Source organism: Labrenzia sp. OB1 (assembly GCF_001624695.1).
Classification (GTDB): Bacteria; Pseudomonadota; Alphaproteobacteria; order Rhizobiales; family Stappiaceae; genus Roseibium.
The window spans coordinates 388,562-415,499 of the sequence record NZ_JSEP01000001.1 but is presented as its reverse complement, the minus strand read 5'-3'; the positions used below and the strand labels follow the sequence as shown (position 1 = coordinate 415,499).

Here is a 26,938-nt window from a genome sequence, read left to right as displayed (position 1 = left end):
CCTGTCTTCAATTCTCCGCCGCGATGTTCTGACTTTCCCTTGCCGGAGCGGGGCCGGTCGATTGTCCGATGATCAGTTCCGCGTCCATATGCAGGGAGGCGGGTTCGCTGGCCGGATCGGTAATCATCGCCAGCAGCAGTTCCGCCGCCTTCTGTCCCGCATAGCGGACGGAAGAACGCGTACAGGTGAAGATCGGGACCTCGCCGCTATTGGGCAGAAAGGACAGTGCATCGTCGTGGGTGATGATGGAAACGTCCTTGCCGGTCTTCAAGCCCATTTGACCGATGCCACGGGCAACTCCGATGGCCGAAATCATCGAGGAGACCAGGAACGCCGTCGGCGGATTGTCTCCGCCGAGCATCGCCAGTGCATTTTCGCAGCCATAGGGTTCGGTCATGTCGGCACTGCGCAAGAGGGCAGGGTCCGGTGATAGCCCTCTGGCTGCCAAGGCGTCCTCGAAACCTCTGCGGCGCCGATGGGCGAAGTCCATATGCTCCAGACCATTTAGAAGGGCGATCCGGGTGTGTCCGAGGTCCAGCAGCAGATTGGTCGCCCGTTCGAAGGCCCTGCGGTTGTTCATGTCGATCCAGGAAGTCTCCGTCTCGGCGCCCGGAATGCGTCCGTGCACGACGAACGGCAGGTTGAGTTTCTTCAACAGCAGGTGCCTGCGCTCGTCGTTGGCGGGGCCGTGAACGATCACTCCGTCCGCTTTCTTGCGCGAGGCGATCTGCCGGTAGGCGTCTTCCTCATATGCGTCATCGACGACAGAAAGCATCATGTCATATCCGTGCTTGGAATAGGTCTCGCCCGCTCCCGCGATGAACTCCAGAAAGATCGGGTTCATCATTTCATGGATTGAACGCGGTATGACGTGGCCGATCGCCATGGACCGGCCGGTCGCAAGGCGTCTTGCCTGGCTGTTGGGCGCATAGCCCAGCTGGTCCGCCATTTCGGCGACACGCCGCCGTGTTTCGGCGCTGACTTCCGGATAGCCGTTCAAGGCGCGGCTGACTGTCGTCTGTGACAAGTTCAACCGATGTGACAATTCCTTAAGGTTTACACCTTTGGCCATATTTTTCCAAAACGCTTTGAAAGCGTCCCTCCCGACAGGCTTCTATTGAAATGCAACACTAATTCGTCAGTTGTCTGCTTGACAAGGCCGAAGCGTAACGACATGGTGTGAGCTAAATCCAAAGCGGTTTGGATGGCCGGTACCGGGAGAATACCTGCCTTGAATATATTTGCAGGTATTGCTGGCAGCCGGTTAGGTGTGCCACTTTAGATCGAGTGTCCCAGCATAGGGACAATCTGGGAGGATAGACATGAAATCACGTTTGATGGCCTGTGCCGCCGGTTTGGCGCTGGGCGTCGGCTTCAGCATGAGCACCGCTCTTGCGGCCGACCTGAAATTCGCTCCGGGTGAAGGCCCGTTCACCTGGGACAGCTACAACAACTGGGCGGAAAGCGCGCCTGACCTCAAGGGTCAGACAGTGACCATCGCCGGTCCGTGGCTGCAGCCGGAAGACGGCTATTTCCGCAATGTCCTGGCCTATTTCTCCGAAGCCACCGGCGCGGAAGTGATCTACACCGGGTCCGACTCCTTCGAACAGCAGATCGTCATTGACGCCGAAGCCGGCGCGGCGCCGAACATCGCCGTGTTCCCGCAGCCCGGCCTGGCATCAGACATGGCTGCGCGCGGCCTGCTGCTGCCTCTGCCGGAAGGCATGGCCGACTGGGTCGCCAACAATTACGGCGCCGGCGACAGCTGGGTCGATCTCGGCACATACGAGGACAAGGACGGCAACGACCAGCTGTTCGGTTTCTTCTACAACGTCAACGTCAAGAGCCTGGTCTGGTACGTGCCGGAAAACTTCGAGGACGCAGGCTATGAAGTCCCGGCCACGATGGAAGGCCTGAAGGCGCTCACCGAGCAGATCGTCGCCGAGGGTGAAACGCCGTGGTGTATCGGTCTGGGATCGGGCGCCGCCACCGGCTGGCCGGCAACCGACTGGGTCGAGGACCTGATGCTGCGCACCCAGCCGGCCGACGTCTATGACCAATGGACCAAGAACGAGATCCCGTTCGACGATCCTCGCGTTGTCGCCGCGATCGAGGAATTCGGCTGGTTCGCCCGTGACGATGCCAAGGTAGCCGGCGGTGCCGGCGCGGTGGCCTCGACCGACTTCCGCGACAGCCCGAAGGGCCTGTTCTCCTCGCCGCCGCAGTGCTACCTGCACCGCCAGGCGTCCTTTGTCCCGGCCTTCTTCCCGGATGACGTGGAATTCGGCACGGATGTCGACTTCTTCTACTTCCCGGCCTATGCCGAGAAGGATCTCGGCAGCCCGGTTCTGGGCGGTGGCACGCTGATGGCGATCACCAACCCGTCCGACGCGACCAGCGAACTGATGAAGTTCTTCGAGCTGCCGATCGCGCATGAAGTGATGATGGCGCAGACCGGCTTCCTGACCCCGCACAAGGGTGTCAACCCGGCGGCCTACAAGGACGACACGCTGCGCGGTCAGGGGGAGATCCTCGTCAATGCCAGCACCTTCCGCTTTGACGGCTCCGACCTGATGCCGGGCGGTGTCGGCGCGGGCACCTTCTGGACCGGCATGGTCGACTATACCGGCGGCAAGGACGCCCAGGCGGTCGCCAGCGAGATCCAGAAAAGCTGGGACGCCCTTAAATAAGTTCCTCCAGGCGGCCGGGCTCCTTCGGGAAACCGGCCGTTTTTCTGATGGGCAGACGCACGCGTCCAAAACCAAAAATACGTCCAAATCAAAGTTCCTCGAAACAAGGGTGCTCCCGGCCACACGGGCGGGCCTGATAATCAAATCGGGAGGGAACGGCCATGCTTACGGACAACCCGGCCTTATTGGGGCTTGTGACCATCGTCATCGGCGTTGGTGCCTGCCTCGGGTATTTCTTCTTCTCAAATGTCGTCCTGGACAAGGTGATCTTTCCGGCCACCGGTCCGAACGCGGGGCGGAACATCAACCGGGCCAACCTGGTGCGCCCTTGGCTGTTCCTGTTTCCGGCGGTCTTCGCGCTGACGCTCTATCTTGCCTATCCGGTGTTCGAGACCCTGCGCCTGTCGCTGACCGACCGGTCGCTCGACGGCGCCTTTGTCGGTTTCGAGAACTACCGCAAGATGATGGCGGAATCGAAGTTCTGGGAAGCCGTGCGCAACAACATGCTCTGGCTGATTGTCGTCCCGGCGGCCTCCACCGCCTTCGGGCTTCTGGTGGCACAGCTGACCGATCGGATCAGGTGGGGCAACCTGGCCAAATCCCTCATCTTCATGCCGATGGCAATTTCCTTCGTCGGCGCCTCGGTGATCTTCAAGCTGATCTATGACACCCGTCCGGCGGACCAGAACCAGATCGGCATCTTGAACGCGGTCTGGCTGAAATTCGACGGCGGTATCGGCTCGGTGCTGATGCTGCAGGTATTGCCGACGCTGATGTATCTGGCCTTCGCCGCCATCGTGGCCTATGTCGCCTGGCTGTTCGTCAAGGACATTGTCGGCAAGGGGCAGGACCGCTCGGTCTGGCTTTTGCCGCTGCGTCTGCTTGTTGGCGTTGCCGGCGTGTGGCTTGTCTGGCTCTCCGTCAGTTCCGCGATCGGCGTCTGGAGCGCAGAGCTGCCCCATGGAGAGCCGCAGACCTGGCTGACCCTGTCCTTCTGGAACAACTTCTTCCTGATGGTCGTGCTGATCTGGATCCAGACCGGCTTTGCCATGGTGATCCTGTCGGCCGCCCTGCGCGGCATTCCGGAGGAAACCATCGAGGCGGCGATCATCGATGGCGCCAATCCGTTCCAGATCTTCTTCAAGATCAAGGTGCCGCAGATCATGGGCACAATCGTGGTCGTCTGGACGACAATTACCCTGACCGTGCTCAAGGTGTTCGACATCGTCTTCGCCATGACCAACGGCCAGTGGGAGACCCAGGTACTGGCCAATTACATGTATGACAAGCTCTTCCGTGCCAATGACTGGGGCGTCGGTTCCGCCAGTGCGATCATTATCATGCTGCTGGTGACACCGATCCTGGTCTGGAACGTCTACAACGCCCGGAAGGAGATGAGATAATGGCCAGCATCGCAGGCAAAAAGTCCGGGCTGACCTGGGCTGTTCACATCTCCGTCGCGGCGCTGGTGCTGTTATGGCTGTTTCCGACCGTCGGCCTGTTCGTGTCGTCCTTCCGCTCCGGGGACCAGATTTCCAGCTCGGGCTGGTGGGCGGCGCTGTTCCCGTCGGAACAGAACGAGGTCTACCGGACCGCGGATCCCAAGGACAAACGGGTGGCCGATGGCGACATGTTTGTCGTCACGGGCAACATCTTCGAAAGCGCGCCGCGCGACATCAAGGCCTGGGGCGTCTCCTCGCGCGATGTCGCCGCCTACCAGCCCGGCGAGACCGCCGAGCTGAAGGACGGTGAAAGCGTGACGCTGCAGGCGGACGGCAATTACGTCTGGCGCGGCAACGACAAGCAGATCTCCGGCCGCGGGCAGCGCATCTTCATCACCGCCACCGTGCCACCGGACTTCTCGCTGGAGAACTACACGACCATCCTGTTCTCCGGCTCCGGTCAGGACAACATGGCCAAGGCCTTCTTCAACACGCTGACCGTGACCATCCCGGCGACGATCATTCCAATCGTGATCGCGGCTTTTGCCGCCTATGCGCTGGCCTGGATGGAATTTCCGGGGAGGGCGCTTCTGATTGCTGCCGTGGTGGCGCTGCTGGTGGTGCCTCTGCAACTGGCGCTGATCCCTCTGTTGCGGCTGCATCTGGGTATCGGGATCGGCAAGGGCTATCTTGGCGTCTGGCTGGCCCATACGGCCTTTGGCATGCCGCTGGCGATCTATCTCTTGCGCAACTACATGGTCGGCCTGCCACGGGACATCATCGAAAACGCCAAGGTCGACGGAGCGACGGATTTCGAGATCTTCACCCGGATCATCCTGCCGCTCAGTTTTCCGGCGCTGGCATCCTTCGCGATCTTCCAGTTCCTGTGGACCTGGAATGACCTTCTGGTGGCCAAGGTGTTCCTGATCGATTCAACAGGCTCGACCACCGTCATGACCAACCAGATCGTGGAGCTGCTCGGAACGCGCGGCGGAAACTGGGAAATTCTGGCGACCGCGGCCTTCGTCTCGATCGCGGTACCGCTTGCCGTCTTCTTCCTGATGCAACGCTATCTGGTGCGCGGGCTACTCGCGGGATCGGTCAAATAACATGAACAAGATCAAAAATTGGGAGCAGCCGGCATGACGTCCCTGTCCTTGAAAAATGTCAGCAAGTCCTACGGGACCGTCGAAGTTCTGCGCAACATCAACCTGGACATCGAGCAAGGCGAGCTGATCGTCTTTGTCGGACCGTCCGGCTGCGGAAAATCGACCCTGCTGCGCATGATCGCCGGTCTTGAAAAGATCACCGGCGGCACGCTTGAAATCGACGGCATGGTCGTCAACGATGTGCCGCCGGCGCAGCGCGGCATCGCCATGGTGTTCCAGTCCTATGCGCTTTATCCGCACATGACCGTTTACGACAACATGGCCTTCGCGCTGAAGCTTGCAGGAAAGTCCAAGGTCGAGATCGACACAGCGGTGCGCGCTGCCGCGGACCGGCTGCAACTGACGGACTACCTCGACCGCCTGCCGAAGGCCCTGTCCGGCGGACAGCGTCAGCGGGTGGCCATCGGCCGCTCGATCGTGCGGGATCCGAAGGTGTTCTTGTTCGACGAACCGCTGTCCAACCTGGACGCGGCCCTGCGTGTTGCCACGAGGATCGAAATCGCGCAGCTCAAGGAAAGCATGCCGGACAGCACGATGGTCTATGTCACCCACGATCAGGTGGAGGCGATGACGCTGGCCAGCCGGATCGTGGTGCTGCATGGCGGCGACGTGGAGCAGTTCGGCCCGCCGCTGGATCTCTATGAGCGTCCCGCAAACACGTTCGTCGCGCAGTTCATCGGCTCGCCGGCCATGAACCTGCTTGATGCGAAGGTCACGGGGACTGGCGAGACGACATCGGTTCAGACCGCCGATGGCGGCCACGCCGCCGTGCCGATTCCGTCTCACGCTTCCGACGCCGACAGCGCGGTGAAACTGGGTGTGCGTCCGGAAGACCTGACGATCACGGACAGCGATGACTTCCTGGTGGCGGCCGATGTGGACATGGTCGAGGCTCTGGGAGAGACAACGGTGCTGTATTTCATGTCCGGGAGCGGCGAGCCCGGGCTGATCGCGAAACTGCCGGGCATTCACAAGATTGCCCGGGGCACCAATATCCGCCTGACTGCCGCGCCGGAAAAACTGCATCTGTTCGACGACAAGGGGACGTCGTTTCTCTACCGGTAGGCGGCGAGGGAAACGCCACTGTTTTCTGGGGAGACCCCTACCCCCTCCCGACAAGGGGGAGTGGGATACCGTTTGTCTTGGGTGTGCGCTGAGAACCTTCACCAAGGCTTCCCCAAAGCTATGCCGCTCTGGAGAGCAATGGATCCCGGTTCAAGTCGGAGATGACATCCGGCAAACAATCTAACGCGCCGCGATAGACTCCCAGCGATTTTGTTCCTTTTTCGAAAAACCAGATTCATTCCCTGGCCGCCGGCAGCAATCCGTTTCAGGTTGCAGGCAGTGTTCAGTGAAGCCGCTGGATGCTGCGCTGCGGGACGGTAAGCCGGTGCGGCGGGGCCCGGATTGTCATATCATGTTCATATGAGCTTCGAATAAAGTTCATATGAACATGATTTATGGGAACTCGAAGTTGGCCATTTCGAGCCAGCGCGAAGTCCCAGGACGAAGCCTGATCCCGTTGGCAGCAGGGGCAGGCAGGATGAGGTCGGGTTAAAAGATGCTTGGTCAGATTGACATTTCAAAACGGCAGGCGGAAATCGCCGATCTGGTGCAAAAGACGGGCTTTGCATCGGTGGAGGATCTGGCCGAGCGATTTGAGGTGACCACCCAGACGATCCGCCGCGACGTGAACGGCCTGTGCGAACAGGGGATTCTGCGGCGGACGCACGGCGGCGTCGAGCCTCCGGCACCTGCCTCCAATATTCACTACTCCACCCGGCAGATCCTGAACCTTCCGGAGAAACAGCATATAGCGACGCTGGTGGCGGGCGAGATCGAGAACAACAGTTCGTTGGCCTTTTCGATCGGCACGACGCCGGAAATCGCCATGCAGGCTCTGACCGGACATGAGAATCTGGCGATTTTCACGAACAACCTGAATGTCGCCTTCACCGCATCCGTCAACGCCAGTTTCCAGGTGACCATCGCCGGCGGCCGCTTGCGTCACGGCGACCGGGACGTGCTTGGATCGTCGGCGCAGGCCTTCTTTGCCAACTACAAGGTCGACATCGGCATTTTTGGTGTCGCCGGCGTCGATGAAGACGGAACGCTGCTGGATTTCCACGAGGACGAAGTGGCGGCCCGCCAGTCTATCCTCGCCAACTGCCGCAAGTCCTTCCTGGTGCTCGATCACAGCAAGTTCGGGCGCAGCGCCCATGTGCGCGGCGGGCACTTGAGCGATGTCGATGCGGTTTTCACGGACCGATCCGTACCACCCGGTGTTCTTGCCAGTCTTCAGGGCACGAAGACGGTGGTTCATGCCGCCGATAACGGGAGCTGATCGCGATGACCGGTGACCTGCAGCCGCGCACCGGCAAGCCCATTCAGTTGGAGAGCGTCACCCGCAGATGGGGCGAGACAACGGCCGTCGATGGAGTGTCGATCCAAATTCCCGAAGGGTCCTTCACTGCCCTTCTCGGACCGTCCGGTTGCGGCAAGTCCACCACATTGCGGATGATCGCAGGCCTGGAAAACGTGAGCGAGGGAAAGGTTCTGATCGGCGGCGAGGACGTGACCGGCCGGCCGTGTTCCAAGCGTGATCTGTCCATGGTTTTTCAGTCCTATGCACTCTTTCCCCATCTGAGTGTCGCCGAAAACATCATCTTCGGCCTGAAGGTCCGGCGGGTCGGCCGGAGTGACCGGGATGCGCGGCTCGCCAAAGTGGCGGGTCTGCTGGGTCTTTCGGAACTTCTGGAGCGCAAGCCGGGGCAGCTTTCCGGCGGTCAGCAGCAACGGGTCGCGCTCGGCCGCGCCATCATCGGCGAGAAGCCGATCTGTCTTATGGACGAACCGCTTTCAAATCTCGATGCGAAGCTGCGCCACGAAATGCGGGTGGAAATCCGCGCCCTGCAGAAGCAACTCGGCTTCACGATGGTCTATGTGACCCACGACCAGGTGGAAGCCATCACGATGGCGGATCAGGTCGTGCTCCTGAATGACGGCCGCCTGGAGCAGGCTGCCACTCCGCGCGACCTCTACGAGAAACCGGCAAGCCCCTTCGCCGCCCGGTTCGTCGGCACGCCGCCGATGAACCTGTTTCCGGCGAAAGCCTTCAGCCGGCTTGCCGGCGCTCCCGAGCACACTCTCGGCATTCGGCCCGAGGCCATGCATCTTGAGGACGGCGGGCCGGTGACTGCTTCGGTGCAGGCGCTTGAATATCTGGGCGCGGATATTCTGGCCGACTGCGTGATTGGCGGAACCCTGTTCCAGGTGCGGTTGCCGACAACAAAGCCTGTCGCCCCTGGGCAGTCCATCGATCTTGGTTTCGAGACCGGCGCCCTGCATGTGTTCGACGGCCAATCCGGCACGCGCCGGGACGATCTGATTTCGGAATATGGAGCGCAATTGCGCTCCTGAATGAACTGCGCGGTTTCGCGCAGACAGACCGCAGTGGTGCGGATGCTCAAACCTTGGGAACTGAACCGATGTTGAAGTCCTTTTTCCTGAAAGCAGTTGCCGCGACGGCGCTTTCATTCAGCACCTGGGCCTCCGCTCAGGCTGTAGACCTGCAATTCTATTTTCCTGTCGCCGTCGGCGGCAAGGCTGCCGAAACCATCCAGGAACTGACCGATGAATATGCCGCGCAGAACCCGGATGTGACCATCGATGCGGTTTACGCCGGGTCCTACCAGGACACGGTCGCCAAGGCGATCACCGCCTCGCGCGGCGGCAATCCTCCGCAGCTTTCGGTGATCCTGTCCGTCGACATGTTCACGCTGATCGATGAAGACCTGATCATACCTTTCGACGATTATCTGACCACCGATAACGACAAGAAATGGGTGGAAGGCTTCTATCCGGCCTTTATGGAAAACAGCCAGACCGGCGGCAAGACCTACGGCATTCCCTTCCAGCGTTCCACGCCGGTTCTCTACTGGAACAAGGCAGCGTTCGAGGATGCCGGTCTGGATCCGGACGTCGCTCCGGCTACCTGGGACGAGATGGTTTCATTCAGCAAGAAGCTGACCAAAAAGGATGCCTCGGGCAAGGCCACCCAGTGGGGGGTGCGCATTCCGTCTTCCGGCTTCCCTTACTGGCTGTTCCAGGGGCTCGCCATCGAGAACGGCGCGATCCTGGCGAACGCGGAAGGCAACAAGACCTACTTTGACGACCCAAAGGTTGTCGAGGCGCTGCAGTATCTCGTCGATCTCAGCACCGAATATGGAGTCATGGCACCGGGCATCATCGAGTGGGGCGCAACCCCGAAGGCTTTCTTCGAGGGCCAGACCGCGATGATGTGGACCTCGACCGGCAACCTGACCAACGTGCGCGACAACGCGCCCTTCAAGTTCGGCGTCGCCATGCTGCCGGAGAAGGTTCAGCGCGGGGCTCCGACCGGGGGCGGCAACTTCTATCTGTTCAAGGGCGCTTCCGACGAACAGAACAAGGCCGCGGTGAAATTCGTCCAGTGGATCACCGCACCGGAACAGTCGGCGAAATGGACCATTGCGACCGGTTACGTCGCACCGCGCCCGGAAACCTGGGAAACCGATACGATGAAGGCCTACGCGGCCGACTTCGCTCCGGCCCTGGTCGCCCGTGACCAGCTGGAATTCGCCAAGGCGGAGCTCTCCACCTATCAGAACCAGCGCGTCACCGGCATCTTCAACGATGCCCTGGCCGCCGTCATTACCGGCAAGAAGGATGCCGAGACGGCTCTGAAGGACGCACAGGCCGAGGCGGACAAAATTCTCGCCGAGTACCGCTGATACGCCGGGAGGGCGGTGCGCCGGGGTCAGGCCCGGCGCATCGCCTTTCCTTCATTTGAAACGTCGTCCGGGACGGACCGGAACGAAGGTAAAATCAACAGGGCTTCGGATATTTCTGCAATGCGGGGTTTGATCTTCAGGCGCGAATGGATCACGGGCTGGCTGCTGTTGCTGCCGGCGCTGGTGTTCCTGTTCGCCTTTACCCATATCCCCGCGGTCATGACAATCCTGAACAGCTTCTTTTCCACGCCGCGCGGCCGGCGGCAGGCAAAATTCATCGGGCTCGACAATTACGAGCGCATGATCGGCGATCCGGTGTTCTGGAAGGTGCTGTGGAACAATCTCTGGTTCGCCCTTGGAACGATCCCGGTCTCTGTCGGCCTGGCGATCGTCATGGCGCTGTGGGTCAATGAAAAGCTGCTCGGGCGCAGCTTTGTGCGCATGGCCTATTTCACACCGACGGTCCTGCCGCTGATCGCGGTCGCGAATATCTGGCTGTTTTTCTATACGCCGGGTTTCGGCCTGTTTGACCAGATCACCGGGGCCCTGTTCGGCTGGCCGGCAACCAACTATCTCGGCAACCCGGACACCGCGCTCAACGCCATCATTGTCGTGACGGTCTGGAAGGAAGCGGGTTTCTTCATGATCTTTTATCTGGCGGCCCTGCAGTCGATCCCGATCACCCTGAAAGAGGCGGCGCAGATCGAGGGAGCTGGTCGCTGGACGATCTTCCGGAGGATCACATTTCCGCTGCTGATGCCGACGACGCTGTTCGTGTGCATCAACGCGGTGATCAATTCCTTCCGTCTCGTCGATCACATCTTCATCCTCACGGATGGCGGGCCCGACAACGCCTCGGCGCTGCTGCTGTTTTACATCTATGAAGTGGCCTTCCGCTTCTGGGAGACGGCTTATGGCGCGACGCTCACCGTGGCACTGCTGATCCTGCTGTGCCTGCTCGCCATCAGCCAGTTCTTCATCTTCGACCGCAAGGTGCACTACAAATGAGCGGGCTCGCGACGCACCTGGACAGGTTCCTGAATGTCTTCGCCGCGTGGGTCCTGGCGCTCATCTGGGTTCTGCCGCTGGTCTACGCGGTTTGGACCGCCTTTCATCCCGCCGCCTATGAAGCCCGGTTCGAGCTGTTCGCGCCGCTGACGCTGGAAAATTTCGTCAAGGCGTGGGACGCGGCGCCATTTGCGCGCTATTTCCTCAATACGTTCATTCTCGTGACGATGATCCTCGCCGGCCAGTTTTTTCTGTGCACCCTGGCGGCCTATGCCTTTGCCCGTTTCGTGTTTCCCGGCCGCAACATCCTTTTCGCGCTCGTTCTGCTGCAGCTTCTGGTGATGCCGGACATCCTGATGGTGGAGAACTATCAGACCATGCGCCTTCTGCATCTGGTGGACACCATTCCGGCCATCGCACTGCCCTATATTGCGTCAGGCTTCGGCATCTTTCTGCTTCGCCAGACATTCATGACCGTTCCGAAGGAACTGGACGAGGCAGCCCGCATTGAAGGGGCTTCCTTTCTGACGGTCCTGTGGAAGGTCTATATCCCGCTCGCGAAGCCGACCTATCTGGCTTATGGCCTCGTTTCTGTCAGCCACCACTGGAACAACTTCCTGTGGCCGCTGATCGTCACGAACTCCGTTGAAACCCGCCCGGTCACCGTTGGACTCAGCGTGTTCTCAGCGATAGACAGCGGGGTCGAATGGTCGGTCATCAATGCGGCCACACTGATGACCTCAGGTCCATTGCTGATTGCTTTCCTGTTGTTCCAGCGTCAGTTCGTCCAGAGCTTCATGCGTGCCGGTATCAAGTGATTTCCGCTGCACGGCGATGTTCGCGATTGCATCAAACCGCTTTGAATGAGGAGATTGACTTTTAGGTACTATGTCTTTGACGGCTTCCTATGCTAATGGATTTAAATCGAGCTTTCCCGCGGATTGTCCGCCTTAAGTTTTTCCGGTTTTTCCGTTGAAGGAGTGCCCCCTTGTCAAGAATGTTCCTGGCCATTGGTGAGTGTATGGTAGAAATGGCCCCGAGCGGCAGCGGCACCTTCAAGATGGGTTTTGCCGGGGATACCCTGAATACGGCTTGGTACGCGCGCAAATATCTGGGCAACGACTGGAACGTCGGATATTTCACCGCGGTCGGCACGGACCAGGTGTCGAGCGAGATGCTCGAATTCCTTCAGACCGCGAACATCGACGTCAGCGGCATCCGCAGGATGGATGAGCGTACCCTCGGTCTCTATCTGATCCAGCTGAAGGATGGAGAGCGAAGCTTCGCCTATTGGCGCTCCCAGTCGGCGGCCCGCTGTCTGGCGGCGGATCGGGATGTCCTTGAGGCTTCGCTCGAACAGGCCGGACTGATCTATTTCAGCGGCATCACGTTGGCAATCCTGTCCGCGGGTGACCGGAAGTCTTTTCTGGAAGCCATGCGTTCCGCAAGGAAGGCAGGAGCGCAGATCGCATTCGACCCCAATCTCAGACCCCGGCTGTGGGAAGACCCGAACACGATGCGGGCCTGCGTCACCGAAGCAGCCGGTGTCTGCGATTTCGTGATGCCCTCCTTCGAAGACGAACTCACCCATTTCGGTGACGCCGATCCGAAGACCAGCGTGGAGCGATATCTTGCGGCGGGAGCGGGATCTGTCGTCGTGAAGAACGGGCCGGAGGATGTTCTCTGTGCCCGGCAAGGCACTCTGCGGGCTTTCCAGCCAAGGCCGGTCAGCAACATTGTCGACACGACGGCGGCAGGAGACAGTTTCAACGCCGCATTCCTGGCGGAGTATCTCAAGTCGGGGAACCTGGAAGCAGCGGTCGCGGCCGGCGCAGGGCTGGCCGGCAGGGTCATCCAGCAACGTGGCGCGCTGGTGGACTGTCTAGAATCAGTTTGACCCGCGGCGCTCCGTCAGACGGATTCGCTGGCACATGTCATCGTAATAGTTGCCCATATATATCTTAAGTTGCGCTCAAAAACCTTGTCTAAAATAACTAAGTATCTGATATAGAAGGGTAAATTAAGTTTTTATTCTTATCTGACTTCTACAGTTTTACGTAACTGGCGGTTGCCGTTTCATTTCGTCAAACTGTATCGGATGGTTCCAAATATGCGCTTGTCAAAGAAAATCCCGGCTCTCGTGATCGGCGCCGCAGCGGTTGTGGGCATCGGAATTGGTGTTTCCAGTTACCTGACCACTGCGGATGGTATCGAAGAGCTCACGCGAGAACGAATGAAGACGGCCGCGACGACGATCGTCGAGGAGACTGTTTTCTACCTGAAAACGATCGAACTCGATCTCATTCTGACCGCCGAGAACCCGGCTACAATGGAAGCCGTTCAGGATTTCTCGGCTGCATGGAAAGCGTTGGAAGCAGCCGGCGGCAATGCTGAGACAGATCTGCAGGCCGCGTATATCACCGACAACCATCATCCGACCGGTAGCAAGCATCTGCTTGACCGGGGAGAAAGCGGTACGGAATATGATGACGTCCACGCCCAATACCATCCCTGGTTCCGGAAGTTGCAGCAGGATCGCGGTTACTACGATGTCTTCCTGTTCGATACCGAGGGCAATCTGGTCTATTCCGTCTTCAAGGAACTGGACTACGCCACCAATTTCAGCACGGGCGGCGGCAAATGGGCCGATACGGATCTTGGCGAAGTGTTCCGGAGAGCCATGGAGATCACCACGCACAAGGATGTGGCCTTCGAGGATTTCGAACCCTATGGCCCGAGTTATGACGCTCCCGCCAGCTTTGTCGCCCACCCGGTTCGCGTCGACGGCACGAACTATGGCGTGCTGGCCTATCAGATGCCGGTCAACAAGATCAATGCGTTGATGCAACAGGACCGAGGGCTTGGCGAAACCGGCGATTTGGCGCTGATCGGTGAAGACCGCCTGATGCGGACAGACTCGACAAAGACCGCCGACAAAAACGATATGCTGGTCACGAAACTCGACAGCCCGGTCATCGACAAGGCTTTCGTCGAGGGCAAGGCGTTCGGATACGACATGCTGAACGGGGACGAAACACTGGATGTGGAAGCCGTCAAGTTTGAGTATCACGGCAAGGTCTTCGCCGTCGTCGCCACACAGGCCTATGCGGAGGCATTCGGACCGGTTGTGGCTATCAGGAACCGCATGCTGATCACGGGTCTCATCTTGCTGGGTATCGCGGGCGCTGCTGGAGTGTTTGCGGCGAGAACCATTACCAGCCCGATCAACAGGGTTGTCGAGTCCATGAAACGTCTTGCGATGGGCGACACCAACGTGGATGTGGATGCCGGACAGCGGCAAGATGAAATTGGCGAGATGTTCAAGGCCGTATCGGTCTTCAAGGAAAACGCCATCGAACGCAAACGTTTGGAAGGCGGCGTCCGGCATGAGCGCGACAAGGAACGCCAGCGTCAGGTTTTCATGGAAAACCTGATCTCGGAATTCAAAATGACCATGTCCGATCGGCTCTCGACGGTGTCCGACCAGATGTCCCTGATGCGCCGGGCCGCGACGACGCTGGAGGAAATTTCAAGCAACGCCATGACCGATTCTGAGCAGGCGGGCAGTTCGGCCAACGACGCCTCTGAAAATGTTGCCGCGGTTGCCGCTGCAACAGAGGAAATGACGGCCACCGTTCAGGAGATTGCCAACCAGACGGAAGCCACCGCGCGGATTGTCGCGGAAACCGTGGTTGCTGCTGAAACCACCAATCAGGACGTGAAGACCCTGTCCGATGCCGCTGAACATATCGGCAGCGTCGTCAACCTGATCCGCGATATCGCGGAACAGACCAATCTTCTGGCGCTGAACGCAACGATCGAGGCGGCTCGGGCCGGTGACGCCGGCAAGGGCTTCGCCGTGGTGGCATCCGAAGTCAAACAGCTCGCCGAACAGACATCGAAGGCAACCGACGAGATTTCCGGCCGTATTTCGGGGATTCAGAACTCGGTTAAGGACGCGGCCGGGTCCATCGACCATATCGCCAACAAGGTTTCGGAGATCAAGGATCTGACAAGTTCCGTCGCAAGTGCGATCGAGGAACAGCGTTCCGCCAACCAGGAGATCGCCCGTGCCGCCAAATCGGCGAATGACAGCGCGGGCACCGCTTCAGAAAGCATGTCAACGGTTTCCGGTGCCGTGCAGAAAACTTCGGAAGAAGCCGGGCTGGTGAATAATGCTTCGGATCTGGTGTCCACAGCCAGCTCAAGCCTCGCGGATGAAGTGGCAAAGTTCCTTGAGGGCGTGACCCAGGACGTTGAGGACAGGCGCAGCGCACAGCGCATTGTCGTCTCCGAGGAGGTTACCGTCGAGACAGCGGATAGCCGTATACTCACGGCCCGCATGGTGGATGTCAGCGCAACGGGCGCACATATCCAGAACCTGCCGGGCATAGGCATCGACGAGCAACTGAAGATCAGACTGTCTGACGGGACGATCGTCCGCGGCAATGTCGTGCGGCAGACAGAGAGCGGGTGCGGCATCCGGTTCAGCGAACAGCTGGCGGAAGACCATCTCCTCGTGGCCGCCTGATCGGAAGAAAACAAAAAAAGGCGCTCGATGCGCCTTTTTTAACATGGCGCCTTTTGTCAGGCGTCGCGCCGGGCGATCCAGTCGTGGTCCGGATGGTTCTGGAAGCGCCACCTGCGTATGGGGCCGGCCATGACGTTGAGATAGTACATGTCATAGCCATAAGGGGCTCCACAGGGGTGATGACCCTTCGGGACAAGCACCACATCATGGCTGCTGACGGACACCGTTTCATCGAGTGCCCCATCTTCGGTGAACACCCGCTGATGACCATAGCCCTGGTCCGGATCGAGACGGTGATAATAGGTTTCCTCCAGATAAGTCATATCCGGATAATTGTCCTCGTCGTGCCGGTGGGGCGGATAGGACGACCAGTTTCCCGACGGCGTGAACACTTCCGTGACCAGCAGACTGTCGGCAACATCCGATTCTTCCATGGCAATCGGGAAGATGTAGCGGGTGTTGGCGCCCTTTCCTCGGATCACCTGCTCGGGAACCGGCAGGACGCGCGCCTTGTGACCGCCCTTGCCCGGGGCTGTGCAGACGCCAATGGTGCAATCGGTGGTCGCCGTTGCTGACCAGCCGGTGCCGTTCGGGACGTAGACACTGCGAGGCGGCAGTTTTTCGAACACGTTCATGCGCTCGCCCTGCTCGCCGAAGTCCTCGCCGCCGGCCGAAATCTTCGCCTTGCCCTCGACCATGACCAGGATGATCTCCAGATCGCCCGTGTCCTCACCGACGGTCTCGCCCGCCTTCAGCCGGTAAAGACCGAAACCGACATATCCCCAGTCGGGCGACTTCGGTCCCCTGGCGCTTTCGGCGGTGATATCGTGAACCTTGCCGTTCGTTCCAACCGGTTTGCGGAGCAACTCGCTCATGTCAAGTTCACCTTTCCTGCGATTTGTTTCAGGGTTTCCAGTCCCAGACTCTGGTACTGGAAGGGATTGCGGACTTCCGGGTCCTGTTCGGCCTCGATGACGATCCAGCCCTGATAGTCCGTGTCCCTGAGGATTTGAAGCAGCGGCTCGAAATCGACGCCACCGTCTTCGTCACCGGGCACCGTGAAGACACCGGCGCGCACGCCGTCCATGAACGATTTTCCGGTGTCGCGGATCTCCTTCATCACAGAAGGACGCACGTTCTTTGCGTGGAAGTGACGGACACGGCCGGCATGTTTTTCAAGTACAGGTGCCGGGTCACCGCCATTGGAGCCGAAATAACAATGGCCCGCATCGAACAGCAATTTGGTTGCCGGGCCGGTCGCCGCCATGAAAGCGTCGATCTCTGCCGGGGTTTCCACGACTGTGCCCATGTGGTGGTGATAGACCAGATCGATGCCCTGCTGCGCGCAGAAGGCCGCGAGTTCCTCGACCCTGGCACCAAAGTCCTTCATCGCCTCGGCGCTCAGCACCGGGCTCCCGGAGATGTCGGCGTCGGACCCCTGGATGGTGTTGGAGGTTTCGCAGGCGATGCAGACCGAACAGCCATTGTGCTTCAGCTTGTCCAGATGCGGCTGGATCGCCTTCTTCTCCGCCTCGACGGAGTGTGTGAGCAGGTTAAGGGAGTACCAGCCTGAAATGAATTTCAGACAGTAGCTGCCCAGAAGCTGTTTCAGCTCTTCGGGATCGTTCGGCCAGCGGTGGCCGTTCTCGATGCCGTCGAAGCCGATATCGGAGGTTTCCTTCAGGATCTGTTCTGTCGGGATATGCGCACCGAGCGTCTGGTCGTCGTCGTTGGCCCAGGCAATCGGGTTGGTGCCGTAAAGGATCATGGGTCGTGTCCTGTAACGTTCGAAGGAACGTCTGGGTTGTCTGTATTCCATCGCAAACCTCGCCCCTCGAACCGGACCAGTCGGTCCTCGCCGGGATAAGGGTGGGAGATGGCAGGTGCTGATCTGGTGGTTTTAAGGTCCATCCGTTCTCCGTCATTGCCGGGTCTGACCCGGCAATCCATGCCATGACCAGGCCAAGGGATGGTCTCACGGTGGGAGCGATCGGCATGGCTCCCATGATCAGGTCATGGGATGACGTCTGGATGGGACGGTGTCCGGTCTTCGTGTCGCCCTTTCCCCTCAGTCCACGAGGTTCTGGTGTTTCAGTGCGTCGACATAGCCTGCGCGCGCCTTGTTGACCTCGGCGCGGGAGGAGATTTCCGGCACCGCGACGTCCCACCAGGCACCGCCGCCATTTTCTCCCGGTCCGTGCATCGGGTCGGTGTCAATGACGATGACCGTCGGGAGGGGCCTGCCGCGGGCCGCGAGGATTTGCGTTTCGAGGTCGGCAATATCCTTCGCCTTGACCGCATGAGCTCCCATGGCGGCCGCATGGGCCACGAAGTCGATATCCGGCTGGGCCTCGACGTTGCAGTCCTTGTAGAGATTGTTGAACTGCTCTCCGCCGGTGCCCATCTGCAGCCGGTTGATGCAACCATAACCGCGGTTGTCGGTCAGAACCACCGTGAACGGAACCTGACGCATCACCGCGGTGGCAAGTTCGGAATTGGCCATCATGTAGGAGCCGTCGCCGACGAAGCAGACGATATCGCGCTCCGGGCAGGCAAGCCTGACACCCATCGCACCGGCGATTTCGTAGCCCATGCAGGAGTAGCCGTATTCCATGTGATAGCCGCCCTGTGGCGATTGCCACAGAAGCTTCAGGGCGCCCGGCATCGTGCCGGCGGCACACATGGCGACGGTTTTGTCGGTGGCGGTGCGCTGGACGGCGCCGATGACCTCCGCATCGAGCGGCAGATAGTCTTCCGGCACATTGGTTCGCGCCTTGCAATGGGCATCCACCCTGGCGAGCCAGTCGCGCCGGGAACCTGGGTCGAAAGCGGCTGTGCTGTGATCGCCGAGTTCCGCTGAAATCCTCTCAAGAGAAACCTTCGCGTCACCCACAATGCCTGTTGCGCCGTGTTTCAGGGCGTCATAGCTCTGTACGTTGATGGAAACGAGCTTGCGGCCGGGCTGTCTGAACAGGGACCAGGACCCGGTGGTGAAATCCTGAAAGCGCGTGCCGACACCGATCACCAGATCGGCTGTTTCGGCAAGCCTGTTCGCGCTCTCGGCGCCGTCCACGCCAGCGGCACCGAAATTCATCGGATGGGACTGTGCCAGAGCCGACTTGCCGGCCTGAGTCTCGATCACCGGAATGCCGTGCCGGGTGGCAAATTCCGCGAGCGTGTCTTCCGCCTGTGAATAGATGACACCGCCACCGCAGACGACCACCGGGGTCTTCGCGGTTCTGATCAGGCCGGCGACGTCTGCAATGTCACGGCTGTCGGGTTCCGGGCGGCGGATCCGCCAGACCTTCGGCTCGAAAAAGCTTTCGGGATAATCATAGGCTTCGGTCTGGGTGTCCTGACAGAAAGCCAGGGTGACGGGTCCGCAGTTCGCCGGGTCGGTCATGACCTGAAAAGCCCGTGGCAGGGCGGTCAACAGATGTTCCGGCCGGCTGATCCTGTCGAAGTAGCGCGAGACCGGGCGGAAGCAGTCATTGGCGGAAACGGTGCCGTCCGCGAAATCCTCGACCTGCTGGAGCACAGGGTCAGGTGCGCGGTTGGCGAAAACATCGCCGGGGATGAGAAGCACCGGCAGGCGGTTCACATGGGCAAGTGCCGCAGCAGTGACCATGTTGGTCGCTCCCGGCCCGATGGAGGATGTGACCGCCATGGCGCGGGTGCGTTTGCTGGCCTTGGCGAAGGCGATTGCCGTATGGGCCATTGTCTGTTCGTTCTGGCCGCGCCATGTCGGCAGGGCATTGCCGGCCTGTTCCAGGGCTTCGCCCATGCCGGCGACATTGCCGTGGCCGAAAATCGCCCAGACACCGTCGATGAAGCGATTTCCATCCTCGGTCAATTGCGCGGCGAGAAAGCGGACCATGGCCTGAGCGGCCGTCAGACGGATGTGGCTCATTGCTGCTGTCCTTGAGCGGAGTTGAGGCGCGCCTGCGCGCGGGCATCGTCCCAGATGCGGCACAGGCGTTCGAAGCGGTTGGACATGTCGGCGACGGCGGCTTCATTCGACATGCGACCGGCGAGCCAGCCGCGAGCGGCATCGGCGAAGATCGTGCGGCCGACCGCGAACCCCTTGACCAGAGGGAATTGCGCGGCTTCGGCCAGGCTCGCGGCCAGTTGGTCTTCCGGGGCATCCAGACCGAGCACGACCACGCCACGTGTATGCGGATCATTCTCGATAATGGCTCCGCAAGCTTTTGCCCAGGCTTCTCTCGAAGTCAGCGGTTCCAGCTTCCACCAGTCGGGATAGATGCCAATCTCGTAGATCCGACGGATAATGTCCGCCGTGGTGTCGTTGTCTATGGCACCGACCTTGGAAGGGATAACTTCCAGCAGCAATTCCAGCCGGTTGCGGCGGCAGGCGGCGAACAGCCGTTGGAGAACATCCTCCTGCTCAGCTTTCATCGCATCTGTGTCGTCCGGATGGTAGAAACACAAGACCTTGACCACATGTTCCGCGGGCCATTCGGCCAGGCCGCCGAAATCCGGACCGATTTCCGGCTCCAGCGTGAGCGGGCGGGAGGACGGCCACTCCACGGGATGTCCGATCCAGAGGCCGGTTCCGGCGGCCTGATACAGAGCCTCGCGGCCGAGACGGCTGTCGCAAAGAATGCCGTAGCCGGGTTGACCGTCCGCGACTGTGAGCGCCGCGTCGAGGCACAGGTTCTTGAAGGCGCCGATATGCTCATGAGTGACGCCGGCCTCGTCGGCCATCTGCTCGAGCTGAATACGGTGATCGAAGGCGAACACCCGCATCGTCGACCAGTCGCCGCCATGGGTCCGATGCCGGTTGGTGGACCAGTGAATCTGTTCCAGCTCCGGGTCCTTGCGCAGCGCCTTGTCCTTCACGCCGCGCTTGAGGAAGAACTGCAGCTCCTCCCAGCTCGGATAGGCGGGCGTGCAGCCGTGACGCGACACCGCGAAGGCGCCGCAGGCGTTGGCGTAGGTCAGGGCAGTCACCCAGTCCTCGCCGGTGATCCAGCCTTTCAGCAGGCCGGACATGAAGCCGTCGCCGGCGCCGAGCACGTTGAAGACCTCAATCGGGAAGCCGGGACCGGAAATACCGTCGTCCAGACTGTCCGGGATGTCGCCCGTAAAGGCTGAAGCACCCATGGGACCGCGTTTGCACACAAGGGTCGCGGCGGAAACCTTGCGGACGTTTTTCAGCGCCCGGATCGTATCCGTCGTGCCGCCGGCGATGTGGAACTCCTCTTCCGTGCCGACGATGAGGTCGAAGAGATGCAATGTAGCCAGCAGCTTCGCGGTCACCTTTTGAGAAGCTATGAAGCGGCTTTCACCGTCGCCATGGCCGGCAAGCCCCCACAGGTTTGGCCGGTAGTCGATATCGAGCGCGGTTTGTGCGCCGCTTTCGCGGGCAAGCGTCAGCGCTTTCAGGACGGCGGCTTCAGTCTGCGGGTGGCTCAGATGCGTGCCGGTCGCAACCACAGCCTTGGCCGAGGCGATGAAGGCCGGATCGATATCGTCCTCGCACAGGGCCATGTCGGCGCAATTCTCGCGGTAAAAAATCAGCGGGAACTGTTCCTGGTCGCGGATGCCGAGCAGGACCAGGGCGGTCAGTCGCTCCTTGTCGGTGATGACACCGCTGGTATCGACGCCGTGCCGTTCCAGCTCCTCGCGGATGTAACGGCCCATGTGCTCATCGCCGACACGGGTGATCAGGCCGGATTTGAGGCCGAGCCGTGCCGTGCCGGTCGCCATGTTGGTGGGTGAGCCACCGACATATTTGTTGAAGGACGCCATGTCCTCCAGCCGTCCGCCGATCTGTGCTCCGTAGAGATCGACCGAAGACCGGCCAATGGTGATGACATCAAGTTTCTTCACATGCTCGTCCCGTCAGTTCAGGTTCCTGATCCACAAAAGAGGATGATACCGGTCCGTGACCTGGAACATCTTGTCGGTGATTGGGCGCACGCAGACAAGATGTTCCAGCATTATAAAACCGATCAGCCGGAAATCCGGATCAGATCGTACCGCCCAGGGAACCCTCCAACTGGGCCAGTTCCTGACCGCCCGCCATCAGGTCCTGCAACTCCTCGGCCTTGATTTCTCCCCGCTTTGCCGTGCCATGGGTCTTGCCCCGGTTCAACACGGTGAACCGGTCTCCGACGGCCATCGCATGGCGAACGTTGTGGGTGATGAAGACAATGCCGATCCCGTTCTTGCGCACCTTGTCGATGGTTGCCAGGACGTTGGACGTCTGGCGGACACCGAGCGCAGAGGTGGGTTCGTCGAGGATCAGCACCTTGGCGCCGAAATGGACGGCGCGGGAAATCGCCACCGTCTGACGCTCGCCGCCGGAAAGCGTCCCGACAGCCTGGTCAGGCGAGCGCAGGCGAATGCCCATGCCGGCCATTTCCGTCATAGTGATCTCGTTTGCCCGGGTGGTGTCGAAGCGCTTGAAGATCCCCCAACCCTTCGTCGGTTCCCGGCCCATGAAGAAGTTCCGGGTGACCGACATGAGAGGGATCATCGCCAGATCCTGATAGACCGTGGCGACACCTGCCTCCATCGCATCGCGGGGGCTGTCGAAGGACATCGGTTTTCCTTCGAGAAAGATCTGGCCGCTTGTCGGTTTGTGGACACCGGACATGGTCTTGATGAAAGTGGATTTGCCCGCTCCATTGTCGCCCAGAAGGCAATGGCATTCTCCGGGAAAGACATCGAAACTGACACCGGCCAGGGCAATGATGTTGCCGAAGTGCTTTTCGATCTGATCCATATGGATGATTGGTTCTGACATGATCAGCGTTCTCCCGTAACACGCTTGCGAATGGCGTTGTTGAAGAGGACGGCGATCAGCAGCATGCCGCCAAGGAAGACCTGGAACCAGTCCTGGTCGAAGTTGGTGTAGGTCAGACCGATGACAACCATGCCGAAGATGATGGATCCGAAAAACGCACCGATGGCCGATCCGTATCCGCCGGTAAGGAGACAGCCCCCGATCACGGCGGCGATGATGGCTTCGAATTCCTTCTGGAAACCGCGCCGCGCATCGGTGGATCCGGCATCCATCACGGTGATGATGGCAACCATGGCAGCGCAGCAGGCGGTCAGCATGAACAGCGAGACCTTGACCTTGTTGACCGGCACGCCGGAATTGGAGGCCGCAACCCTGTCACCGCCGGACGCGAAGATCCAGTTGCCGACGGGGGTGCGGAGCAGAACGTAGGTCGCCAGCAACGCGACGATGACGAACCAGATGATCTCGACGGGAATGCCGGGAACTTTCGGGGTTCCGTTCTTGAAGGTTTCGATCAACCCGGCATCTGCGAGCCAGGCGAACAGGCCGCCGAAGGCCTCGCCGGAAAAGAAGGGAGCAAGCCAGTCGCCTTCCACGGCTTCACGGACACCGCGAAGCTGGGTGGACCCGCCGGTAGCCAGTTTGAGGCCGACGAGAGAGAGGCCGCGCAGGATGAAAAGGAAAGCCAGCGTGACGATGAAGGAGGGCAGTCCCGAACGGATCACGATGGTGCCGTTGACGCCACCAACCATGGCGGCAAAGACGAACGTGAGGGGGATTGCCAGAACGAGGGGCAGGCCCCAGTTGACGACGCAAGCGGCGAAGAACAGGCCGGCAAAGGCGACCATGGAGCCGATGGAAAGATCGAACTCACCGCCGATCATGAGCATGGCTGCGCCGATTGCCAGAATGCCAAGTTGAGCTGCGGGGGTCATGAAGTTCATCACGCCGGAGAGCGTGAACATGCTGCTGTCTGCGGTGGCAAGAAAAAACAGCACGACCAGAATGACACCGGCAATTGCGCCGAGTTCGGGGCGTTTCATGAGTTTCGCGCCAAAGGACTCTGCCTTCAGGCGTTCATCACCGACGGGTGTGGTTACTTCGCTCAATGTTCCCTCCCTTTATATGGTCACGGTTCAAGAGACGGCGGCCTTGAGGCCGCCGCCCTTTTTTTACGTGTTAGCGGATGCCCTTCGAGGACAGGTCGATGACCTGGGAAGCCTTGTCCTTGGTGATCAGGTTGGGGCCGGAGGGAACATCGCCGCCCGGGATCAGGCCGTATTCTGCGTTCAGCGCCAGGAACGCGACCGGGAGATAACCTTGCAGGAACTGCTGCTGGTCGATTGCGAAAGCGGCTTTTCCGTCGGCAACGGCCTTCAGGAAGTTGGCGGACAGGTCGAATGTCGCGATATTGATCTCGCCCGTGCGGCCGAGGGCTTCGACGGCGGCGATCGCAGGCTCACCCACCGTTGAGGCGCCGAGGCCCATGACGGTGTCGATGTCCGGGTTGGAATCCAGCGCGGCACGCACCTTGGCTTGCACTTCGGCCGGGTCGTTGGAGGTCGGCAGCACTTCTACCGTTCCGCCGAAGCCTTCGGCAAACCCGGCGCAGCGCAGGTCAAGCGAGACGTTGCCGACTTCCTGGTTGACGCAGATACCGTTGGAACCACCCATTTCGGCAAGCTTGGTGCCGGCGGCCTTGCCGGCGGTGAATTCGTCCTGACCGACGTGCAGCAGGGCGCCGAGCTTGGCGGCGACATCCGAACCGGAGTTCATGGAAATGACCGGAATTCCGGCCGCCACGGCGCGCTCGATGGAAGGGCTGAGGGCGTCGGCATCCGGAATGGATACGACGAGACCTGCCGGCTCCTGATTGACCGCGGCATCGATGAGCTGGCTCATGGCAACCATGTCGAAGGTTTCCGGCGAGCGATAGCTGACGTTCGCACCGGTGTCTTTCGCGGCCTTGTCGACGCCGTTCTTGACGACTGACCAGAACGCGTCATTGGCCTGGCCGTGGGATACGACGATAATGTCGGCAGCCATGGCTGGCATTGCCATTGCGACAGCACCTGCGACCAGTGCGCCCTTGATGAAGTTTTTCATACTTACTCCTCCCGAATGTGAAGAAAATCACCGCATGATTACGGCTCCGGACTTCGGCTTTCAGCCGAATTTCATGCTCCCGGTCTCCCGAGTTCGATCATGGAAGCCGCGGGTTGCGTTTCCACGATGTCCTCAAGGCCGGTGCCTTTGTCAGGTGTGAACGGATTGGGGCCGGGAGCGCGCGTCTCCAGGCTGTCGGCGCCGTGTCGCGCGACAGCATTGCTCAATGCCATCAGTCCTCCCGATACGATCTTTTTTGCGAGGGCGCATGCACAGCGCCACCGGCATATTTTTTAGAATATAAATTCTATTTCTTTTATGATGCAATACATTTTTGTCAAAAATATCAAATTCGGTTGCGCTGCGCACCCACGGACACGGCCAGGGCGATGGCAAGCGACAGGGTTGCCGACAGGGCTCTGAAGGCGCCGACATCCAGTTCCGAGACCAGAAGCTGAATGGCTTTCAGCCGCGCCAGAGGGCTCGTGACAACGTCGGTGATCGCTACAATGTCCGCCCCGTTGCTGCGGGCCTGAGTGGCCATGTCTATTGTGATCTGCGAATAGGGTGCGAAGGTCACCGCGATCACCGCGTCGTTGGGCCGGATCAGATGCTCCATGTTGATGTTGGCGATGCCGGAATGGAGAACCGCCGGCACGTTCATTTTCTCAAAGGCATAGGCAAGATAGGAGGTGACGGGAAAGGCGCGCCGGAAGCCGATCATGTGAATGGTTTCGGCCCGGGCTAGAACATCGACCGCCTGTTGCAAGGCAACCGGATCCACGGTTGTCAGCAGGTTTTCCAGGGAAGAGCGGCCAACTTCGACAAATTCAGCAAGCAGCGCCGAAGGGGTTTCCGTACCGTGTTCACGAAGTTTCGCCAGACGGGTGGTATAATCGGGCCATTTCTGGGAATAATCGGACCGGAACAGTTTCTGCATCTGGGAATAGCCGGAGAACCCCATCTCCTGGCAGAACCGCATCACCGCAGAGGGTTGCACATCGGCTCCTTCCGCAAGCTCGGCCACTGTCGAAACGGGGACGCGGTCCGGGTTGGCCGCGATAAAGTCGGCGAATTGTTTAAGCCGTTTGGGGAGCTGCTCCGCCGTGCTGCCCAGACGCTCGAAAAAGGCATCAATGGTTTCAGGTGGCGAGGTCTGGGGGCAGGGGGCCGATTCTGTATCTGGCATCTGTTTCTTCTTTTCCAGCTTGACACATTCCGATTAAAGTGATTTTGGAATTTTTATTCTAGATTGGCAAGCTGCGATCATGTCGATGCGCTGCTTCACGCCTCGGGAGGAAGACATGGCTATCAAGGTTGCGCTGCTAGGCGCCGGACGTATCGGCAAGGTGCACGCCAAGGCGGTTTCCGCCGCGGAGGGGGCTACGGTCGTCGCGGTTGCGGATGCTTTTCCGGAGGCTGCTGAAAGTCTTGCCACCGAGTATGGCGCCAGTGTACGGACGATCGACGAGATCGCGGCATCGGAGGATGTCGAAGCGGTGGTGATCTGCACGCCGACCACGACACATGCGGATCTGATCGAACAGTTCGCCCGTGCCGGCAAGGCGGTGTTCTGCGAAAAGCCCATCGACCTGTCGCTTGACCGGGTGAAGTCCTGCCTGAAGACGGTCGAGGACCTTGGCGCGACATTGATGATCGGATTCAACCGGCGCTTCGATCCACATTTCAAGGCGGTGCGTGATGCCATCGACGCCGGCCGGATCGGCGATGTCGAGATGGTGCAGATCACATCGCGCGACCCGGGCGCGCCGCCGCCATCCTATATCCAGACTTCCGGCGGGATTTTCAGGGACATGACCATCCATGATTTCGACATGGCGCGGTTTCTGCTGGGGGAAGAGGTCACGACCGTCTATGCAACCGGCTCGGTTCTGATCGATCCGGAAATCGGCAAACTTGGAGACTATGACAGCGCCATGGTGGTGCTGACCACCGGCTCGGGCAAGCAGTGTTCCATTTCCAATTCGCGCCGCGCGACCTATGGATACGACCAGCGTATCGAGGTGCATGGTTCCCTGGGGGCGGTCTCCGCGGAAAACCTGCGGCCGGTGTCGGTCGAACTGGCAACGCGGGACGGCTATACCCGTGCTCCGCTACATGATTTCTTCATGACCCGCTATCTGGAAGCCTATGCGGCGGAAATCGCCGTCTTTGTCGACACCATCGTCAGCGGCAAACAGCCGTCTCCGAGCGGGACTGACGGCCTGAAGGCGCTGGCTCTGGCGGAAGCCGCCCTCAAGTCGATCGCCGAACGCCGCGCCGTCGGTATGGACGAGATCTGAGGCGGGGCGTCTTGTCATCGAAACGCTGCATTTCGAAGCGGCCATTCATGCCATCGCGGAGGCGGCCACCGCGCAGAAAAGAGTATTCCCGAGATAGTCACAATCTTTCCGTGCTGCGCATTGCTCCCCATATCTGCTCCAGATA

22 protein-coding genes are annotated in these 26,938 nt (G+C 60.1%); 12 read left to right on the top strand and 10 right to left on the bottom strand.

Annotated elements, in window-relative coordinates; translation table 11 throughout:
- Positions 1-7 precede the first annotated feature (7 nt).
- On the bottom strand, positions 8-1,072 hold the full coding sequence (locus tag OA90_RS01830) for a substrate-binding domain-containing protein (RefSeq protein WP_068406211.1): 1,065 nt from the start codon (positions 1,070-1,072) through the stop codon (positions 8-10).
- A gap of 250 nt (positions 1,073-1,322) precedes the next feature.
- Between OA90_RS01830 and OA90_RS01825 the strand changes: the two genes are divergently transcribed.
- From OA90_RS01825 to OA90_RS01775, 11 genes are all read left to right on the top strand, one after another.
- Entirely contained in the window at positions 1,323-2,690 is a 1,368-nt protein-coding gene (locus OA90_RS01825; protein ID WP_068406208.1) for an ABC transporter substrate-binding protein, read from the top strand.
- 161 nt (positions 2,691-2,851) lie between these two features.
- Entirely contained in the window at positions 2,852-4,093 is a 1,242-nt protein-coding gene (locus OA90_RS01820; RefSeq protein WP_068406205.1) for a sugar ABC transporter permease, read from the top strand.
- Positions 4,093-5,241: a carbohydrate ABC transporter permease gene (locus OA90_RS01815; protein ID WP_068406202.1), complete on the top strand. Its 1,149-nt coding sequence runs from the start codon at positions 4,093-4,095 to the stop codon at positions 5,239-5,241. Before OA90_RS01820 ends, OA90_RS01815 begins: the two co-directional genes overlap by 1 nt.
- A gap of 33 nt (positions 5,242-5,274) precedes the next feature.
- The gene (locus OA90_RS01810) at positions 5,275-6,366 is read left to right on the top strand and encodes an ABC transporter ATP-binding protein (protein ID WP_068406199.1); all 1,092 of its coding nucleotides are present in this window, start codon (positions 5,275-5,277) and stop codon (positions 6,364-6,366) included.
- A gap of 496 nt (positions 6,367-6,862) precedes the next feature.
- Positions 6,863-7,645 (top strand): DeoR/GlpR family DNA-binding transcription regulator, encoded by a 783-nt coding sequence (locus OA90_RS01805; RefSeq protein ID WP_068406196.1) that lies wholly within the window; start codon positions 6,863-6,865, stop codon positions 7,643-7,645.
- A gap of 5 nt (positions 7,646-7,650) precedes the next feature.
- Positions 7,651-8,721, top strand: coding sequence for an ABC transporter ATP-binding protein (locus OA90_RS01800; protein ID WP_068406194.1), 1,071 nt, complete (start codon positions 7,651-7,653; stop codon positions 8,719-8,721).
- 68 nt (positions 8,722-8,789) lie between these two features.
- Positions 8,790-10,073: an ABC transporter substrate-binding protein gene (locus tag OA90_RS01795; RefSeq protein WP_068406190.1), complete on the top strand. Its 1,284-nt coding sequence runs from the start codon at positions 8,790-8,792 to the stop codon at positions 10,071-10,073.
- A 120-nt stretch (positions 10,074-10,193) separates the two neighbouring features.
- Complete coding sequence (locus OA90_RS01790) at positions 10,194-11,081, top strand: sugar ABC transporter permease (RefSeq protein WP_199823558.1); 888 nt, start codon at positions 10,194-10,196, stop codon at positions 11,079-11,081.
- Positions 11,078-11,899 carry a carbohydrate ABC transporter permease gene (locus OA90_RS01785; protein WP_068406187.1) on the top strand — a complete coding sequence of 274 codons (822 nt, stop codon included), beginning with the start codon at positions 11,078-11,080 and terminating at the stop codon, positions 11,897-11,899. Before OA90_RS01790 ends, OA90_RS01785 begins: the two co-directional genes overlap by 4 nt.
- A 179-nt stretch (positions 11,900-12,078) precedes the next feature.
- Entirely contained in the window at positions 12,079-12,978 is a 900-nt protein-coding gene (locus OA90_RS01780; RefSeq protein WP_347876828.1) for a sugar kinase, read from the top strand.
- Between the two features lie 213 nt (positions 12,979-13,191).
- Positions 13,192-15,612, top strand: coding sequence for a methyl-accepting chemotaxis protein (locus tag OA90_RS01775; RefSeq protein WP_208985937.1), 2,421 nt, complete (start codon positions 13,192-13,194; stop codon positions 15,610-15,612).
- Positions 15,613-15,668: 56 nt separating this feature from the next.
- Here the strand turns inward: OA90_RS01775 and iolB are convergent, their stop codons facing one another.
- The 9 genes from iolB to OA90_RS01735 form a co-directional block, all read right to left on the bottom strand.
- On the bottom strand, positions 15,669-16,487 hold the full coding sequence (gene iolB, locus OA90_RS01770) for a 5-deoxy-glucuronate isomerase (protein ID WP_068406178.1): 819 nt from the start codon (positions 16,485-16,487) through the stop codon (positions 15,669-15,671).
- Positions 16,484-17,380, bottom strand: coding sequence for a myo-inosose-2 dehydratase (gene iolE, locus OA90_RS01765; protein ID WP_068406175.1), 897 nt, complete (start codon positions 17,378-17,380; stop codon positions 16,484-16,486). Before iolE ends, iolB begins: the two co-directional genes overlap by 4 nt.
- Before the next feature lie 300 nt (positions 17,381-17,680).
- A complete protein-coding gene (gene iolD, locus OA90_RS01760; RefSeq protein ID WP_068406173.1) occupies positions 17,681-19,522 on the bottom strand; it encodes a 3D-(3,5/4)-trihydroxycyclohexane-1,2-dione acylhydrolase (decyclizing) in 1,842 nt (613 codons plus the stop codon).
- The gene (gene iolC / locus OA90_RS01755) at positions 19,519-21,465 is read right to left on the bottom strand and encodes a 5-dehydro-2-deoxygluconokinase (protein ID WP_068406170.1); all 1,947 of its coding nucleotides are present in this window, start codon (positions 21,463-21,465) and stop codon (positions 19,519-19,521) included. The genes iolD and iolC overlap by 4 nt, the downstream gene beginning before the upstream one ends.
- A 139-nt stretch (positions 21,466-21,604) precedes the next feature.
- The gene (locus OA90_RS01750) at positions 21,605-22,384 is read right to left on the bottom strand and encodes an ATP-binding cassette domain-containing protein (protein WP_068406168.1); all 780 of its coding nucleotides are present in this window, start codon (positions 22,382-22,384) and stop codon (positions 21,605-21,607) included.
- Between the two features lie 2 nt (positions 22,385-22,386).
- Entirely contained in the window at positions 22,387-23,493 is a 1,107-nt protein-coding gene (locus OA90_RS01745) for an ABC transporter permease (RefSeq protein WP_068406165.1), read from the bottom strand.
- 70 nt (positions 23,494-23,563) lie between these two features.
- On the bottom strand, positions 23,564-24,490 hold the full coding sequence (locus tag OA90_RS01740; RefSeq protein ID WP_068406162.1) for a sugar ABC transporter substrate-binding protein: 927 nt from the start codon (positions 24,488-24,490) through the stop codon (positions 23,564-23,566).
- Positions 24,491-24,561: 71 nt separating this feature from the next.
- The gene (locus OA90_RS28445) at positions 24,562-24,723 is read right to left on the bottom strand and encodes a hypothetical protein (RefSeq protein WP_156510349.1); all 162 of its coding nucleotides are present in this window, start codon (positions 24,721-24,723) and stop codon (positions 24,562-24,564) included.
- A 113-nt stretch (positions 24,724-24,836) separates the two neighbouring features.
- A complete protein-coding gene (locus OA90_RS01735) occupies positions 24,837-25,679 on the bottom strand; it encodes a MurR/RpiR family transcriptional regulator (protein ID WP_068406160.1) in 843 nt (280 codons plus the stop codon).
- A 115-nt stretch (positions 25,680-25,794) separates the two neighbouring features.
- Here OA90_RS01735 and iolG point away from each other — a divergent pair, with 115 nt between their 5' ends.
- Positions 25,795-26,793, top strand: coding sequence for an inositol 2-dehydrogenase (gene iolG, locus OA90_RS01730; RefSeq protein WP_068406157.1), 999 nt, complete (start codon positions 25,795-25,797; stop codon positions 26,791-26,793).
- Positions 26,794-26,938: the final 145 nt, after the last annotated feature.